This window comes from Polynucleobacter necessarius, assembly GCF_900095215.1.
Classification (GTDB): domain Bacteria; phylum Pseudomonadota; class Gammaproteobacteria; order Burkholderiales; family Burkholderiaceae; genus Polynucleobacter; species Polynucleobacter necessarius_H.
On record NZ_LT606949.1, the window covers coordinates 18578 to 35223 of the forward strand.

12 protein-coding genes and 2 pseudogenes are annotated in these 16646 nt (G+C 47.0%); 8 read left to right on the top strand and 6 right to left on the bottom strand.

Annotated elements, in window-relative coordinates:
• Positions 1–31: 31 nt before the first annotated feature.
• Positions 32–655: pseudogene (locus DXE35_RS00175) on the top strand (c-type cytochrome).
• Between the two features lie 90 nt (positions 656–745).
• Here DXE35_RS00175 and lysA read toward each other — a convergent pair.
• Both lysA and lptM read right to left on the bottom strand, forming a co-directional pair.
• Complete coding sequence (gene lysA / locus DXE35_RS00180; RefSeq protein ID WP_114689126.1) at positions 746–2044, bottom strand: diaminopimelate decarboxylase; 1299 nt, start codon at positions 2042–2044, stop codon at positions 746–748.
• Positions 2044–2235 carry an LPS translocon maturation chaperone LptM gene (gene lptM, locus DXE35_RS11275; RefSeq protein WP_114689127.1) on the bottom strand — a complete coding sequence of 64 codons (192 nt, stop codon included), beginning with the start codon at positions 2233–2235 and terminating at the stop codon, positions 2044–2046. The genes lysA and lptM overlap by 1 nt, the downstream gene beginning before the upstream one ends.
• 47 nt (positions 2236–2282) lie before the next feature.
• Here lptM and cyaY point away from each other — a divergent pair, with 47 nt between their 5' ends.
• Complete coding sequence (gene cyaY / locus DXE35_RS00190; protein WP_114690319.1) at positions 2283–2660, top strand: iron donor protein CyaY; 378 nt, start codon at positions 2283–2285, stop codon at positions 2658–2660.
• 6 nt (positions 2661–2666) lie between these two features.
• On the opposite strand, the gene aroB is transcribed toward cyaY, so the two are convergent.
• The 4 genes from aroB to DXE35_RS00215 all read right to left on the bottom strand — a co-directional run bounded on the left by aroB (position 2667) and on the right by DXE35_RS00215 (position 6125).
• Complete coding sequence (gene aroB / locus DXE35_RS00195) at positions 2667–3752, bottom strand: 3-dehydroquinate synthase (RefSeq protein ID WP_231970124.1); 1086 nt, start codon at positions 3750–3752, stop codon at positions 2667–2669.
• A 16-nt stretch (positions 3753–3768) separates the two neighbouring features.
• Positions 3769–4293: a shikimate kinase gene (locus DXE35_RS00200; protein ID WP_114689129.1), complete on the bottom strand. Its 525-nt coding sequence runs from the start codon at positions 4291–4293 to the stop codon at positions 3769–3771.
• Between the two features lie 12 nt (positions 4294–4305).
• On the bottom strand, positions 4306–5310 hold the full coding sequence (locus DXE35_RS00205) for a secretin and TonB N-terminal domain-containing protein (RefSeq protein ID WP_231969885.1): 1005 nt from the start codon (positions 5308–5310) through the stop codon (positions 4306–4308).
• A 428-nt stretch (positions 5311–5738) separates the two neighbouring features.
• Positions 5739–6125 (bottom strand): hypothetical protein, encoded by a 387-nt coding sequence (locus DXE35_RS00215; RefSeq protein ID WP_114689132.1) that lies wholly within the window; start codon positions 6123–6125, stop codon positions 5739–5741.
• A gap of 141 nt (positions 6126–6266) precedes the next feature.
• Here DXE35_RS00215 and DXE35_RS00220 point away from each other — a divergent pair, with 141 nt between their 5' ends.
• The 6 genes and pseudogenes from DXE35_RS00220 to DXE35_RS00240 all read left to right on the top strand — a co-directional run bounded on the left by DXE35_RS00220 (position 6267) and on the right by DXE35_RS00240 (position 16645).
• Positions 6267–8603: a penicillin-binding protein 1A gene (locus DXE35_RS00220; protein ID WP_114689133.1), complete on the top strand. Its 2337-nt coding sequence runs from the start codon at positions 6267–6269 to the stop codon at positions 8601–8603.
• A gap of 128 nt (positions 8604–8731) precedes the next feature.
• The gene (locus DXE35_RS11280; RefSeq protein ID WP_415070253.1) at positions 8732–8803 is read left to right on the top strand and encodes a hypothetical protein; all 72 of its coding nucleotides are present in this window, start codon (positions 8732–8734) and stop codon (positions 8801–8803) included.
• Positions 8804–8806: 3 nt separating this feature from the next.
• Positions 8807–9100 carry a transposase gene (locus DXE35_RS09385; protein WP_197713908.1) on the top strand — a complete coding sequence of 98 codons (294 nt, stop codon included), beginning with the start codon at positions 8807–8809 and terminating at the stop codon, positions 9098–9100.
• A gap of 413 nt (positions 9101–9513) precedes the next feature.
• Positions 9514–14278: pseudogene (locus tag DXE35_RS00230) on the top strand (glutamate synthase-related protein).
• A 38-nt stretch (positions 14279–14316) separates the two neighbouring features.
• Complete coding sequence (locus DXE35_RS00235) at positions 14317–15780, top strand: glutamate synthase subunit beta (protein ID WP_114689134.1); 1464 nt, start codon at positions 14317–14319, stop codon at positions 15778–15780.
• Positions 15781–15790: 10 nt separating this feature from the next.
• The gene (locus DXE35_RS00240; protein ID WP_114689135.1) at positions 15791–16645 is read left to right on the top strand and encodes an ABC transporter ATP-binding protein; all 855 of its coding nucleotides are present in this window, start codon (positions 15791–15793) and stop codon (positions 16643–16645) included.
• The last annotated feature ends 1 nt before the right edge of the window (position 16646 follow it).

The window sequence follows — 16646 nt, forward strand, 5'->3', positions numbered from 1 at the left end:
ACTTTTAGGAATTTTTGCCAAGGTAAACATAGTGCGTCAAACCTCTCAAATCTCCAAATTAACTAGCTTACGTGCTGGTTTGGCGGCTTTCTCTATTGTCGCCTTGATTGGCATTTCTGGCACAGTTTTTGCTGCTGATGCAGCTCCTGCCGCAGAAGCTAAGGCTTCTGTTCCAGGTAAGCCAAAGGTTGATGCAGCTGTTGGTGAAACTCTCTATTCGAATGGCGATGCAACGCGTGGCGTTACTGTTTGCTTGGCTTGCCATGGACCTAAATAGCAAAGCGCTGTTGCTACTTGGCCTAAGTTGTCTGCTCAGCATGCAGCTTATACAGCTAAGCAATTGAAAAACTTTAAAGAAGGCACTCGCGCCAATCCAGTCATGATGGGTATGGCTGCGACTTTGACAGAGCAAGATATGCAAAACATCGCGGTAAAAGGCGTGCCAGCGTGCGCTGCTTTCCATAGCCCAACTGGCGCCGGCATCCCTGCACAGTACCCACGTTTAGGTGGTCAGTGGGCCGAATATTCATCTGCGCAATTGGTTGCGTTTGGTAATGGCACACGCAAGATTGGTCCAATGATGACTACCATTGCTAGCAAGATGTCTGACTTAGCAATGAAAGCCGTTTCTGATTACATCGCTCGCTTACGTTAATTAGTCACCAGCACAATAAAAAAACCCCGCTCATGCAGCGAGGTTTTTATTGCCTAAACTTAATGAAGTTTTTAAATACGTCGCCAGTGTTTAATTTGGCAAAACCGCTTCAGAGGAAAATAAATCAGCGATTTTTTCACGCGCGCGAATAACGTAAACATTTTTTCCGTCAACCATGATCTCGGCAGGTTTAGGGCGTGTGTTGTAGTTGGAGGCCATTACAAAACCATAAGCGCCGGCAGACAGAATGGTCAGAAGATCGCCTTCTTCAACCGCTAGTTGACGATCACGTCCTAACCAGTCGCCAGATTCGCACACGGGGCCAACAACGTCATAGGTTAAAGCTTTTTCAGCTTTATTCTGCGCAGGAACAATGCCGTGATGTGCCTCATATAAGGCTGGGCGCATGAGCTCGGTCATTGCGGCATCGACAATGCAAAAGTTCTTTTCAACACCGATTTTTAAATACTCAACAGTCGTTAAGAGCACGCCAGCATTACCAACCAGCGATCTGCCAGGCTCAAGCACAACATCTAAATGGCCAAAGCCACGTTCGGCGACACAATTCAATAAGGTGTTTGTAAACTCGGTGATATCAGGCGGTGTTTCATCGCTGTAAGAGATTCCTAGGCCACCACCTAGGTCTAGGTGATGAATCACAATGCCTTCCCGTTTGAGATGCTCTACTAAATCCAGCACTTTATCGAGTGCATCTAAGTAAGGTGCGGTTGTAGTGATTTGTGAGCCAATGTGACAATCGATGCCAACAACATCAATTTGAGAAAGTTGCGAGGCTTCGCGATAAGTTTTTAAAACTTCGTGATCAGCGATGCCAAATTTATTTCCTTTTAAGCCTGTGGAAATGTAGGGGTGGGTTTGCGCATCCACGTCGGGATTCACTCGCAAGGAAATTGGAGCGCGTAGATTGAGCTCGGCGGCAACTTTATTAATCTTATGCAGCTCCGCAATGGACTCAACGTTGATGCATTTGACGCCAACTTTTAAGGCGGTCGCGATTTCTGCAGCAGATTTACCAACACCAGCAAACACTAAACTTTTGGGATCTGCGCTAATCGCCAGTGCGCGCGCTAACTCACCGCCGCTAACTAAATCAAATCCAGCGCCTAGTTTTTTAAAGCAATCGATTACCGCTAAATTGCTATTGGCTTTCATGGCATAGTGCACACGTGCACGACGCTTGCCATTGGCATCAACACAAGCCTTATCGTAGGCCTGGTAGGCGTCAGTCAACGCCTTTTTGCTATAGATGTAGAGTGGCGTCCCAAATTCTTTCGCTAGATCTGCGAGTGCAATTTCTTCGGCATACCAATTGCCATTGCTTTCGGTAAATCCAGATAACTTATGGAGTGGAAGCGCTTTACTTGTCATTATTTGGCTGATGAAGAATTGCTTGGGCTGGCGGGGGTTTGGGGCGGGTAGAGCTTGCCTTTAGGTTCTGGCTCTGTAGGAGCGGGCGGAACGGGTGGCACATTTGGCATATATAGCGGCCCTCTTACCCCACACCCAACAAGGGATATTAGTAGGCTAAGGCGGAGGGCTCTATTAAGAATCGCTATCATGAATGTCTCTAAAACGAATGATTGAATATAGCATGCAGGGCTCTAGTATGAATCCAAATAATTCAAACGTGGAAACCATTGATGACAAGCAGTTTTATCAACTGGGAAGTCATTTATTGCACTCTATAGAGGTAGCACTAGAGAAGGCGGATGATGAATTAGATCTCGATTTGGATGTCGAGCGCCAAGGCGGTAATGTCATCAATATTCGCTTTAAGGATAGGAGTCTGATTGTGGTCAATACTCAGCCATACTTACATGAAATTTGGGTCGCAACTAAATCAGGGGGTTATCACTATCGCTGGGCTGGCACGACCGCAAAACCTTTATGGCTGGATACCAAAACAGGTAAAGAGCTGTTGAGTGATTTATCCGACTTTGCTAGCGCTCAGGCAGGTCAGGCCGTAAAGATTCATCTAATCTGATTAGAGTTAAGCAGCGCCTGTAGCGTTTAGAGTTTCAAGGACTTGAGCATCAGCGACGCTTTTAATCTGAGCCTTACCAATTTTTTCTAAAACGACGTAACGAATTTGTCCGCCCTCAGTCTTTTTGTCAACCTGCATGAGTTCCATATAGCGTTTCGCGCCAAATTTTGGCGGAGTAATCGGTAGATTCATTGAGTGGATGATCTTAGTGAGGCGCTGTGCATCGGCTTCGCTAATGTAATTAAGGCGGCGTGATAAATCCGCCCCTAGCACCATGCCACAACCAACTGCTTCTCCATGCAACCATTCGCCATATCCCATGCCCGCTTCAATGGCGTGACCAAAGGTATGACCAAAATTCAAGGTCGCGCGAATGCCGCCTTCTCTTTCATCCGCGGAAACGACTGCGGATTTAATTTCGCATGAGCGCAGCACAGCGTGACCCATTGCCTCAGTGTCGCAAGCTAGTAATGCTGTCGAATTGGCCTCAATCCAATCCAAAAAGTGAGAGTCAGCAATGGCGCCATGTTTGATCACTTCAGCAAGACCTGCGGACAGCTCTCTTGGTGGCAGAGTCTTCGGGGTATTAAGGTCCGCAATCACGGCAGCTGGCTGATGAAACGCGCCAATCATATTTTTACCAAGCGGATGGTTGATGCCAGTCTTGCCGCCTACAGAAGAGTCGACTTGAGCAAGTAAAGTGGTTGGCACTTGAATAAAGCGAATGCCACGCATGAAGCTGGCTGCGGCAAATCCAGTCATATCACCTATAACACCGCCGCCCAAAGCGACCAGCATGGTCTGACGATCGGCGCCAAACTTTAAAAGATCATCAAAAATAAGCTGGAGATTTTTCCAGTCCTTGTAAGACTCGCCGTCAGGCAAAATGATTGTTCTGACAGGCTTGCTAAAGGTTTTTAGTGTGTTAGTGAGGCGCTCCGCATAGAGCGGAGCTACTGTGGTGTTGCTAACAATGTAAATAATAGATGTGGCTTTTTTACAGGCGCTAAATAAACTCGGTTGATCAATCAGGTCGGTGCCAATGTAAATTGGATAACTGCGATTACCCAGATCAACTTCAAGTGTTTTCATCATAGTGCCAATCTATTTAAGCGGAGAGTTCAAGTTGCATGATTAAGGTGTTAACCAGTTGATTGACGCTGGGTTTGCCAGTTTCAATAACGTGATCGGCTATTTCTCGATAAAGAGGATCGCGAATGGCATACAAATGTTCTAGAATTTTTTTAGCGTCGCCATTCTTCAGTAAGGGACGTCCTTCACTGCCTTTAGTGCGAAGCCAAAGTTCAATGGGGTTCGTATGCAAATAAATTACGGTACCGTGTTCGCTAAGTGCTTGACGATTTTCTGGCAACAAAATGGCGCCACCACCAGTCGCCAAAATAATGCCCTGCTCAGCGGTGATTTTGCGAATGGCTTGAGCCTCTCTTTTACGAAAACCCTCTTCACCTTCCATTTCAAAAATGACCGGGATTTTTACGCCGCAACGCTCTTCGATAACATGATCGGCATCCAAAAATCGACGCCCTAATTTCTTTGCCAGTACTTTGCCGACGGTCGACTTTCCGACGCCCATGAGGCCGATCAGAAAGATATTGTTTGTCGAAGAGTTCACTCTTCGATTTTATTAGGGTTTGTCGAGAACGGTCGGAGTTAAAAAGACAAGCAGCTCAGTTTTGTCTTGCAACTTAGATTTATGGCGAACAAAGTGGCCAATGAGGAGAATATCCCCTAGTAGGGGGATTGTGACTTCATCCTCTAGTTCGGTAGTTTGAAAGATTCCGCCAATAATCGCTGTTCCCCCATTTTCAACGGTGACCTCAGAGCTTAGGCTTTTAGTGTCAATCGTGTATCCCTGCTCTGTTTTCATACCTACCGTCTCCTTATTAATGCCAACTAGCATTGAAATCTTTCCATCGGGATGGATTTTGGGGAGAACCTCAAGGCGTAGATTAGCCTTGCTAAATTGCAATTTGCTGCCGTTTTGATTGGAGGTTTGGTAGGGGAGTTCAGTGCCTTGCTCGATCGTGGCTTTGACTTGGTCGCCCGTCATGATGCGAGGGTTAGGCAGAATTTTTCCTTGACCCTCTGACTCCAAAGCGGAAAGCTCAGCTTGAAGAATGCGACTGGCATTTCGAGAAACCAGGGTCGCAGCCACCGCTGCCGGATTAAAGCCATTTAATCCAGTGCCAGCTAGATCGAAATTACCCGTCAATGTTTGATCGGCATTGCCACCAAGCCCATTGACCTGATATCCCAGTTTGACACCCAATTCCCTAGCAAAACGCTCATCCGCCTCCACAATGCGTGCTTCAATCAGAATTTGCCTTGGGCTATTAATGTGATCTCCCCCAAAGGGGAGGGCAACATCCTCGCGACGGAATTTTTGAAAGGCCTGGATTTCGGCATGAGGCCCAATCCAATAAATATCGCTATTGCGAACTAGACGCAAACCACGGCTAGCCAGGATGGAATGGAGCGCGGTTTGCCATTGGGTGTTTTTGAGATTCACTGAACTCTTGCCCTGAATTGACTCGCTTAATAAAAAGTTGGTATTACCTAATTTAGCCAAAACTTGTAAAAGCGCTGTTGTTTCAATGTCGGTGAATTCCAGGCTAATGGGTGCTAGCAAATGACTTTTTGAAGGCGTGTTTCCACCTGCCGGATTGGCCAAAAAAAAGCATGAATAAAACAAATGCAATTCCAATGTCTTGTAGATATTTTTTTGAGGTTGTAGATGCTCAGCTTCATTCCCCTGATGCAGTCTTCAGAGTGAGAGATCTACCCTGGGGATGAGTAAAGATTGCTAGCCCATTTTCGAGTTTGTTAAGACGCCATTCCCCTAAAACCTGAGCACCTATTTCAAAGGCGATATTCCCTTTCGCAGTATTGAAAAATGCTTGATGAGTTGTGCCCATATGGGCCGCTCCTAGATGGCGCCAACGTCGCAATTCAGCTTCATGAGGGGGTGTCTGGGCTTTGCTCAAAATCCTAGTTTCAGGCCTTTTCTCTTTTAATGAGTGAATGCTCACTTCTATTTCGTCTATTACCATATATAAGTCATCTTGATTTATCCTGTTGAATTTCATCGCGCATCATGTCCAACTCCTTGCTTAAGTCGGAGATCTGCTGATGGGATTCTTCAAGGGCGCTTTGGGAGTGATTGTTTAAGGCGTTGTAGATCACAAAATAAGTAACTGCCGAAGCCATTAGGATCCCAATCAGAAGGGTAAGTAAGCCGCCCAATTTTTGAAAGTGGCCAGGAATTTGTAGCTGGGCAAGAGGGGTCTTAAAGGGCTGGTTATTGCTTTGGTTTGAGGGTCTTGATGGTGGGTTTTGTGAGGGAGTGGATTGATGAATTCCGTGGGGATCTGGGATGGCAGGGGCATCGCCAAGATCACTCAAAATCTCATCAAAAGATTGGTTGGAAATATGGCGTGCAGACATGCCCCTATTCTTCGATTTTGAGGGTTGAAAAACTATCGGCCCAATTTGATTCCCGTGTCAGAAATCCGGCCATCACTATTTGCAAAACAAGGGTTTTGGCGCTCTTTTAAGGAAATCGTCCAAGCACCCTATAATTTGGGAATGGCCTTACCTCCAAAAGACAAGCCGCCGCTAAATCGGCGTCCAATTCGTCCTTCCGATAGACGTCCTCGGCAGACACGTACTGAACCTGGCTTGCCACGCAAAAATTCCAGCAATCCACTAGTTAAGGGTTTGTTGATCATTGGGGTGGTTTTTGCTTTGGTGATTACCTTGCTGATGGGGTATGCCTTCTTGGTAGCCAAACCTAATCTTCCAAAGATCTCCGCCTTAACCGACTACAACCCTAAAACCCCTCTCCGCATTTACACGGCAGATAAAGTGCTCATTGGCGAGTTTGGTGAGGAGCGTCGCAAGGTAATCCCGCTAAATGAAATTCCTCAAAGTATGCGTAATGCTGTTTTGGCAATTGAGGACGATCGCTTCTATTCTCATGGTGGTGTCGACTATGCGGGCATTTTGCGCGCAACGGTAACTAATTTGCGCGGGCATCTTTCGCAAGGCGCCTCTACGATCACCATGCAGGTTGCACGGAACTTCTTCCTCAGCAATGAGAAAACCTTTAGCCGAAAAATTTATGAAGTGCTGTTGGCCTGGGAAATCGAGTCTCAATTAACTAAAGACAAAATTCTGGAAATCTATATGAACCAGATTTTCTTAGGGCAGCGGGCTTATGGTTTCTCTAGCGCAGCGCAGATTTATTTTGGCAAAGAGTTAAAAGACATCACTGTTGCTGAGTCGGCCATGTTGGCTGGTTTGCCAAAAGCCCCGTCCGCCTATAACCCCGTGAGCAATTTCCGTCGCGCCAAGATTCGTCAAGAGTACATTCTTCAGCGTATGCGCGATCTTGGCTACGTCACGCCCGAGGAATACCAAAAGGCGATGATTGAGGAATTGCATATTCGCGGTCTTGGGAATGAGTTTGCTGTGCGTGCTGATTTCCCGGCCGAAATGGTTCGGCAATTGCTATTCACGCAATATGGTGAAGCTATCTACTCTCAAGGAATCGATGTTTACACAACCATCCGGAAGGCCGATCAAGACGCCGCCTATAAAGCAGTCCGGAAGGGGATTTTTGAATACGATTTGCGTCATGATTATCGCGGTCCAGAAGGACTTATTGATCTACCGGAAGATTTAGTAAAACGCCAACGTGCGATAGATGAGGCATTGCTGGCATATCCACAGTTGGATGATTTGCAGTCTGGCGTTGTGCTTGATGTAAAGCCAAAAGAAATGCAGGTCATGATTGCTACTGGCGATACCATCACTATTAAAGGTGATGGTATGAAGTTGGCGGCGGCTTCCATTACCGATAGCACTCAACCCAAGAAACGCTTGCGCCCTGGGGGTGTAGTGCGCTTACTGTCTGACGGCGGGGTTTGGAAGTTGGCTCAGTTGCCACAAGTTGAGGCGGCTTTTGTCTCGATGAATGCGGAGACTGGCGCTATTCTCTCCTTGGTAGGCGGTTTTGATTTCCGTCGCAATCAATTCAACCACGTGACACAAGCCTTACGTCAACCAGGCTCTTCGTTTAAACCGTTTATCTATGCAGCCGCGATTGAAAAAGGCTTCACACCTAGCACGATGGTGAATGATGCGCCTTTATCTATCGGCAGCATGGAAACAGGAAGTCAAGACTGGGAGCCAAAAAACTACGATGGCAAATATGATGGGATGATGCGCTTGCGCAATGCCTTGGCGAAATCGAAAAACTTAGTTTCAGTTCGCATTATTCGCGCCATTGGCCCTTCTTATGCACAGGAATATATTCAGCGCTTTGGTTTTGAGCCTGAAAAGCATCCACCTTATTTAACAATGGCCTTGGGCGCGGGTTCAGTAACCCCGCTACAGATGGCCTCTGCTTATAGTGTGTTTGCTAATGGCGGTTATCGTGTCGACCCATTCTTAATTGACAAGATGGTGGATTCAAAAGGCACAGTGATGTTTGAAGCTAAGCCTACTCGTGTGCGTGAAGATGCTCCGCGTGTACTCGATGCGCGCACTGCATTTGTGATGGATAGCATGTTGCAGGAAGTAACTAAGACTGGTACCGCCGCCTCGGCACGAGGACAATTAGGTCGCAATGATATCGCTGGCAAAACAGGCACCACTAACGATTATCACGATGCCTGGTTTGCTGGTTATAACCCGAAAGTCGTTGCGATTGCGTGGATCGGTTTCGATAAGCCTGCGAGCTTAGGTGATCGGGAAACTGGTGGAGGTCTTGCGTTGCCGATGTGGATCTCTTATATCGGAACTGCCTTAAAAGAAATTCCACAAGAAGCGCGTGAGGTGCCGAGTGGGGTGACTCAAGTTGATGGTGACTGGTTTATTCCAGACTTCTCTCACAATGGCGGTGTGCGCGAACTGCAATAGTTCGTTTCCAGCATGGCACGGCAAGCGCGCACCGTAATACCTGGCAAAGCCATGCATGTGATGGTTCTTGGAAACAATCGCGAGACACTTTTTTTGTCGATGAAGATCGCCGAACTTATTTAGAGTGGTTGCGTGAGGCTGCTAGACAGTTTGGCTGCGCGGTACATGCCTTTGCATTAATGCCAAATCATGTGCATTGATTGATGACTCCGCAAAACGAAGACTCTCTTGCGAAAACGATGCAGTCATTGGGTCGTCGATATGCGCAGTATTTCAATCGGCAGCATCGTCGCTCCGAAACAATTTGGGAGGGAAGATACCGCTCTTCTTTGATTGAACCAGGCTATTTTTTGCGTTGTCAGCGCTATATCGAGCTTAACCCCGTTAGGGCTGGGTATGAATCAAACCCTCAAAGCTCTACCTGGACTAGTTTCGCAACCCATATTGGGGGTAAGACTGAACCCTGGCTTGTAGACAATCAATCCTGGTGGAAGTGAGGTCATACGCCATTTGAGCGGCAGATGGGCTGGTCTAATTTTGTCAAAGAGGGCTCTCCGCACTGGGAAGACCGTCAAATTACAGAATCCCTGATTCGCTCAAAGCCTTGGGTAAGTGATATTTATGCTAAAAAGATTTTGAAAGATGCCTCAGAAATTGCGGCAATACGACACCGTGGCCGCCATAGCAAAATAAATTCAGTCAATTCAATAGCTTAGAGAATTTCTAATACGCCCGAATTGGGATTTGGGTATTGAATATTTTGACTCCGTCCCCATATACATAATACATTTTGGTGCGACATCAAAATAAATGGGACAGGCTCATTTTATTTCTATTGCATCAGTGTGGGTATTCACCTATATTTGATCCTCCAAAAGTAATCAGGCCTTTGTCGCCCCTCGGCAATACTATGACTACAAAATTAAATTCAGATCTTCGCCCTATCGCTCAAGGTGTATATGATCCCAGTAATGAGCACGACGCTTGCGGCGTGGGATTCGTAGCGCACATCAAGGGTAAAAAATCCCATGAAATCGTTTCTCAGGGTTTCAAGATTCTTGAGAATTTGGATCACCGGGGAGCGGTTGGTGCCGATCCTTTGATGGGTGACGGTGCCGGTATCTTGATTCAAATTCACGATACTTTGTATCGCGAAGAGATAGCTCAACAAGGCGTGACATTGCCACCTTTGGGTGAATATGGCGTCGGTATGATTTTCTTGCCTAAGGAACACGCCTCTCGTTTGGCACGTGAACAAGAATTGGAGCGTACTGTACGTTTAGAAGGTCAGGTTGTTTTGGGTTGGAGAGATGTTCCGGTAGATGTGAAATTACCAACGTCGCCAACAGTGTAAATGACAGAGCCATTCATTCGTCAGATTTTTCTTGTCCGTGGTCGTGACATCATGACAACGGATGCACTTGAGCGTAAGTTATATGTGATTCGCAAAACAGCACGTCACGCAATTCAAGATTTGCATTTGAAGCATGGCAAAGAATATTTTGTTGCCTCTATGTTCGCTAGAACCATTGTTTATAAGGGTTTGCTGTTAGCAAACCAAGTGGGTGCTTATTACCAAGATTTGCAAGATAAACGCACTGTATCTGCACTCGCTTTAGTGCATCAGCGTTTCTCCACCAATACATTCCCTGCATGGGAATTGGCGCATCCATACCGCATGATTACGCACAACGGCGAGATCAATACTGTTAAAGGTAACGTCAATTGGGTGAATGCACGCGAAGGCGCGATTAGCTCCCCGGTGCTCGGCGATGATTTGCAAAAACTCTGGCCATTAATTTATCCAGGTCAATCAGATACAGCTTGTTTTCAATCAGATACAGCTTGTTTTGATAACTGTTTAGAGTTACTAGTGATGTCTGGTTATCCATTGACTCAAGCCATGCTGATGATTCCTGAGGCATGGGAACAGCATGCGTTGATGGATGACAATCGTTGCGCTTTCTATGAATACCATGCAGCCATGATGGAGCCATGGGATGGTTCATCGGCCATGGCATTTACCGATGGTCGTCAAATTGGCGCCACTTTGGACCGCAATGGTTTGCGTCCAGCACGTTATTACGTGACTGATGATGATCTGGTCATCATGGGCTCTGAAGCGGGCGTATTGCCAATGCCGGAGAGCAAGCTCGTTCAAAAATGGCGCTTGCAACCAGGCAAGATGTTCATGATCGATATGGAACAAGATCGCATTATTGATGACGTTGAGTTGAAGAATGCCGTTTCTAAAGCGAAACCATATAAGAGCTGGATCGATGCGGTTCGCGTGCGGTTGGACGAAGTGGACGCTAGCAAAGCGGACTTGATTGATGAAAAAACTACCATTCGTCCCGCGGCTAAATTATTAGATCGCCAGCAAGCGTTTGGCTATACCCAGGAAGATATTAAGTTCCTCATGGCTCCAATGGCCATGAATGGTGAAGAGGCAATCGGCTCTATGGGCAATGACAGCCCGTTAGCTGTTCTGTCTAATAAGAACAAGCTACTTTATAACTACTTCAAGCAATTATTCGCGCAAGTAACCAATCCTCCGATCGATCCGATTCGCGAGAATATGGTGATGTCCTTGGTGTCATTCATTGGGCCTAAGCCAACTTTATTGGATACCAACAACATTAATCTTCCAATGCGCTTGGAAGTGAGTCAGCCAATTTTGGATTTTGATGACATCACCAAGAGTCGTCATATTGGTCGCTACACCAACGGTAAGTTCCGTTCTTATGAGTTGGATATTTGCTATCCAGCTTCATGGGGTAAGGCTGGTATCGAAGCCCGCTTAGCCTCTTTGTGTGCTGAAGCGGCCGATGCTGTGCGCTCGGGTTACAACATTTTGATCGTGAGCGATCGGCAGGTTGACGAGAAGCACGTGGCAATTCCTGCTTTGTTGGCGACTGCTGCAATCCATCAGCATTTAGTGCAAAAAGGTTTGCGCACTAGTGTTGGTTTGGTGGTTGAAACTGGTAGTGCGCGTGAGACACATCACTTTGCACTCTTGGCTGGTTATGGTGCAGAAGCGGTGCATCGATATCTCGCAATGGAAACTTTGGCGGAAATGGCTAAAGGTTTGTCTGGTGATTTGTCTGCGGAAAAAGCAGTAAAGAACTTTGTGAAGGCAATCGGTAAGGGCTTGCAAAAAGTGATGTCCAAAATGGGCATCTTTACTTCTTATATGTCATACACGGGCTCACAGATTTTTGAAGCTATTGGCTTAAATCGCGACATCATTGATCAATACTTCAAAGGCACTCCATCGAATGTAGGGGGTATCGGCGTATTTGAAGTGGCTGAAGAAGCATTGCGCATGCATACAGCCGCGTTTGGTAATGACCCGGTATTAACCAATACGCTTGACGCTGGTGGTGAATATGCATTCCGTATTCGTTGTGAGAACCATATGTGGACTCGAGATACGATTGCGAAGTTACAACATTCAACACGTGTTGGCGCTGAAAAAGGCTATCAGACTTATAAAAGAGTACGCCAATATCATCAATGATCAAACCAAGCGTCAAATGATGTTGCGTGGCCTGTTTGAATTCAAGATCGATCCAGTGAAGGCTATCCCATTGGACGAAGTAGAATCTGCAAAAGAAATCGTCAAACGTTTTGCAACGGGCGCGATGTCTTTGGGTTCAATCTCTACCGAGGCGCACGTTACGTTGGCAATCGCAATGAACCGTATTGGCGGCAAGTCCAATACTGGTGATGGTGGCGAAGATCCAAACCGTTATGTGAATGAGCTCACAGGTATTCCAATTAAGAAGGGCGAGTCCTTGGCGAGCATCTTGGGTAGCGATGTAGTTGAAGCGAACATTCCATTGCAAGATGGTGATTCATTTCGCTCCAAGATTAAACAGGTTGCTTCTGGCCGCTTTGGTGTAACCACCGAATATTTGCGTTCCGCTGATCAGATTCAGATCAAGATGGCGCAGGGTGCCAAGCCTGGCGCAGGTGGTCAATTGCCTGGTCGCAAAGTTTTCGACTACATCGGTAAGTTGCGTGTCTCGGTACCGGGCGTAGGTTTGATTTCTCCCCCTCCGCACCATGATATTTATTCGATTGAAGATATCGCCCAGTTGATTCATGACTTGAAGAACGTCAATCCAAAAGCAGACGTTTCTGTACAACTGGTATCTGAAGTGGGTGTTGGTACTGTTGCTGCTGGCGTTGCTAAAGCTAAAGCGGATCACGTTGTGATCTCTGGTCATGATGGCAGTACAGGCGCATCCCCATTGTCTTCAATCAAGTATGCTGGTTCCCCATGGGAATTGGGCTTGGCTGAAACACAGCAAACCTTGGTTCTGAATGGTTTGCGTAGCCGTATCCGCGTTCAAGCTGACGGTCCCATGAAGACAGGTCGCGACATAGTGATTGGTGCTTTATTGGGTGCGGATGAATTCGGCTTCGCCACAGCGCCATTGGTCGTTGAGGGTTGCATCATGATGCGTAAGTGTCATTTGAAGACCTGCCAAGTAGGCGTAGCTACTCAAGATCCAGGGTTGCGTAAGCAGTGCTCGGGCAAGCCAGAGCATGTAGTGAACTTCTTCTTTATTGCTGAAGAGGCGCGCGAGATCATGGCGCAATTAGGCATTCGTAAGTTTGATGACTTAATTGGTCGCGTTGATTTATTGGATACCCGTAAAGGTATCGAGAACTGGAAAGTTCATGGCTTAGATTTCAGCAAGATCTTCGCTGAGCCACAGGTTGCCGCTGAAGTTCCGCGTTATCAAGTGTTGACCAAAGATCACGGCTTGGCCAGCGCTCTCGATAACATTTTGATCGAGAAGAGCGAGCCTGCATTAGAGCGTTGTGAAAAAGTATCTTTCATTGTTCCAGTCAAAGACGTAAACCGTACTGTAGGCGTAATGCTTTCAGGCGAAGTGGCACAACGCTATGGTCACGCAGGCTTGCCTGATGACACGATTCATATTCAGTTGAATGGCACAGCCGGTCAAAGTTTCGCAGCCTTCTTGGCGCGCGGCATCACCTTGGATTTGGTTGGCGATGGCAATGACTATGTTGGCAAAGGCTTGTCTGGCGGTCGCGTGATCGTTCGCGCACCTCATGAGTTCCGTGGCGATACAGTGCAAAACATCATTGTTGGCAATACCGTTCTCTATGGTGCGATTGCTGGTGAGGCTGTCTTTAATGGCGTAGCTGGTGAGCGTTTCACGGTCCGTAACTCTGGCGCTACTACCGTTGTGGAAGGTGCCGGTGATCACGGTTGTGAATACATGACCGGTGGAACCGTAGTTGTATTTGGTGCGACAGGATGTAACGTTGCCGCAGGTATGAGTGGCGGCATCGCTTATGTTTATGACGAAGATGGTTTGTTTGATAAGCGCTGCAATACCAGCATGGCGACCTTAGAAAAAGTGCTACCTTCAGCTGGGCCGATCGCCAAGATGCCGAAGTCTGAATGGCATGCCCCTGTTGACGTGAAAGACTGTGGCGAGCGTTTAACTGAAGAGCCAATTTTGAAAGGCTTGATTGAGCGTCATTTCCGTCGCACCCGTTCTGAGCGCGCAAAAGCGCTCTTGGCTGATTGGGAAAATGCCCGCGGTCGTTTTGTGAAAGTGCTTCCGACAGAGTACAAGCGTGCTCTAGGTGAATTGTGGGAAAAAGCTCAAAACAAAACTGTTTCTGCTTAATCAATAAAAACATTAAGAAAAGATACTAAGGATTCGAGATGGGTAATGTCACTGGATTTATGGAGTTTGAGGGCGTCGAGGAGTCATACGAAGCGCCGGTTAAACGGCTCGATCATTACAAAGAGTGTGTCGCCGCTTTAAATGATGAAGAGGCGAAGATGCAAGGTGCGCGTTGTATGGATTGCGGCATTTCGTTTTGCAATAACGGTTGCCCAGTGAACAACATCATTCCTGATTTCAATGATCTCGTTTTCCATAGCGATTGGAAGAATGCATTGGATGTTTTGAAATCAACTAATAACTTCCCAGAATTCACTGGCCGTATTTCCCCGGCTTCTTGCGAGGCTGCTTGTACTCTGGGAATCAATAGCACTTCAGTGGGTATCAAATCTATTGAGCACGCCATTATTGATAAAGGTTGGGAAAGTGGTTGGGTTAAACCAGAGCCATCTAGGGTGAAGACGGGTAAAAAAGTAGCGATTGTTGGCGGTGGTCCTGCTGGTATGGCGGCTGCTCAGCAATTGGCTCGCGTTGGCCATGATGTAACGGTATTCGAGAAGAATGATCGTATAGGTGGCTTATTGCGTTACGGCATTCCTGATTGCACAATGGAAAAGTGGTTAATTGATCGTCGTGTTGAGCAGATGCAAGCTGAAGGCGTTAAGTTTGAAACAGGCGTATTTGTTGGCAAAGAAGCAATTGGCGCTGAAGTGAAAAACTACTCTACTCAAACAGTTTCACCAGAACAGTTGATGAAGGATTTTGACGCGGTAGTGATTACCGGTGGTGCGGAACAACCGCGTGACTTTCCAGTACTAGGTCGTGAGTTGGCTGGTGTTCACTATGCATTGGAATTCTTGATTCCACAGAACAAAGAAAATGCTGGCGACTTCAAAAATGAAATTCGTGCGACAGATAAACATGTTGTTGTTATTGGTGGTGGTGATACCGGTTCTGATTGCGTAGGCACTTCTAACCGTCATGGCGCAACTAAGATCACTCAGTTTGAGTTACTCCCTCAGCCTCCAGCAGTCGAAAACAAGCCTTTGATATGGCCATATTGGCCAACGAAGTTGCGCACCTCCTCTTCTCATGAAGAGGGTTGTGATCGCGATTGGTCAGTTGGGACTAAGCGTTTTGAAGGTAAAAACGGCAAAGTTGAGAAGCTGATTGGCGTTCGTTTGGAGTGGAAAGACGGCAAGATTTCAGAAGTGCCCAATTTTGAATTTGAGATCAAAGCAGATTTAGTGCTTTTGGCAACGGGCTTTGCCTCTCCAGTACAGCAGGTGCTCAATGCTTTTGGTGTTGAGAAGGATGCGCGAGGCAATGCTAAGGCGACGGTAGATGGTCAAACCGCCTATCACACGAACGTTCCTACAGTATTTGCGGCTGGCGATATGCGCCGTGGACAATCTTGGGTGGTTTGGGCGATTCGAGAGGGCCGTCAATGTGCCCAGGCAGTAGACCAGTATTTAATCGGGTCATCTGTTTTACCCCGATAATATCGAGGATATGAATAGTGGCCAGCCAAACTCCTTGGATGTAAATAAGCAAGCTACAGGTGAGGTTGTCGTCTCCATTAAAGACGTCAACTTTGCCTATGCCCCAGGAGATCGGCAAATTTTGTCTGGACTCAATATGGAGTTTCGACGTGGTCAAGTAGTTGCTGTGATGGGCGGTTCTGGCTGTGGCAAGACCACCATCCTTCGATTAATTGGCGGTCAATTCACTGCTCAATCAGGGCAAGTTTTATTCGAAGTTCAAGACATTGGCAAGATGAGTGGCGCTGAGTTGATGGTGGCCCGTCGACGCATGGGCATGTTGTTTCAGTTTGGCGCTTTATTCACCGACCTCAGTGTTTTTGAAAATGTGGCCTTCCCTTTGCGTGAGCATACCGACCTGAGTGAAGAGCTCTTGCGCTCGTTAGTGTTGATGAAACTCAATGCGGTTGGTTTGCGTGGCGCGCGGGATTTAATGCCTTCACAAATTTCTGGTGGTATGGCAAGGCGTGTTGCGCTAGCTAGAGCGATTGCCTTGGATCCACCGCTCATCATGTATGACGAGCCATTTGCTGGTCTCGATCCTATTTCACTTGGTATTACCGCGCGCTTGATTCGCGATCTCAATAATGCTCTGGGAGCCACGAGTTTATTGGTGACCCACGATGTTGAAGAAACTTTTGCTATTGCAGATTATGTGTACTTTATTGCGAATGGCCGCATTGGCGCAGAAGGCACTCCTGAGGAGTTGAGTCGCTCAACAGATCCTTTTGTTAGACAGTTTTTAGATGCAGCTCCAGATGGCCCTGTACCTTTTCACTATCTCGGCAATAGCCTGGAAGAAGATTTTGGGATGACCGCGCGATGAA

What these genes read in the sequence shown, in the direction of transcription:
- lysA (WP_114689126.1), bottom strand. Translation starts at nt 2,044, where the DNA reads ATGACAAGTAAAGCGCTTCCACTCCATAAGTTATCTGGATTTACCGAA.
- lptM (WP_114689127.1), bottom strand. Translation starts at nt 2,235, where the DNA reads ATGATAGCGATTCTTAATAGAGCCCTCCGCCTTAGCCTACTAATATCC.
- cyaY (WP_114690319.1), top strand. Translation starts at nt 2,283, where the DNA reads ATGAATCCAAATAATTCAAACGTGGAAACCATTGATGACAAGCAGTTT.
- aroB (WP_231970124.1), bottom strand. Translation starts at nt 3,752, where the DNA reads ATGAAAACACTTGAAGTTGATCTGGGTAATCGCAGTTATCCAATTTAC.
- DXE35_RS00215 (WP_114689132.1), bottom strand. Translation starts at nt 6,125, where the DNA reads ATGTCTGCACGCCATATTTCCAACCAATCTTTTGATGAGATTTTGAGT.
- DXE35_RS00220 (WP_114689133.1), top strand. Translation starts at nt 6,267, where the DNA reads ATGGCCTTACCTCCAAAAGACAAGCCGCCGCTAAATCGGCGTCCAATT.
- DXE35_RS09385 (WP_197713908.1), top strand. Translation starts at nt 8,807, where the DNA reads ATGACTCCGCAAAACGAAGACTCTCTTGCGAAAACGATGCAGTCATTG.
- DXE35_RS00235 (WP_114689134.1), top strand. Translation starts at nt 14,317, where the DNA reads ATGGGTAATGTCACTGGATTTATGGAGTTTGAGGGCGTCGAGGAGTCA.
- DXE35_RS00240 (WP_114689135.1), top strand. Translation starts at nt 15,791, where the DNA reads ATGAATAGTGGCCAGCCAAACTCCTTGGATGTAAATAAGCAAGCTACA.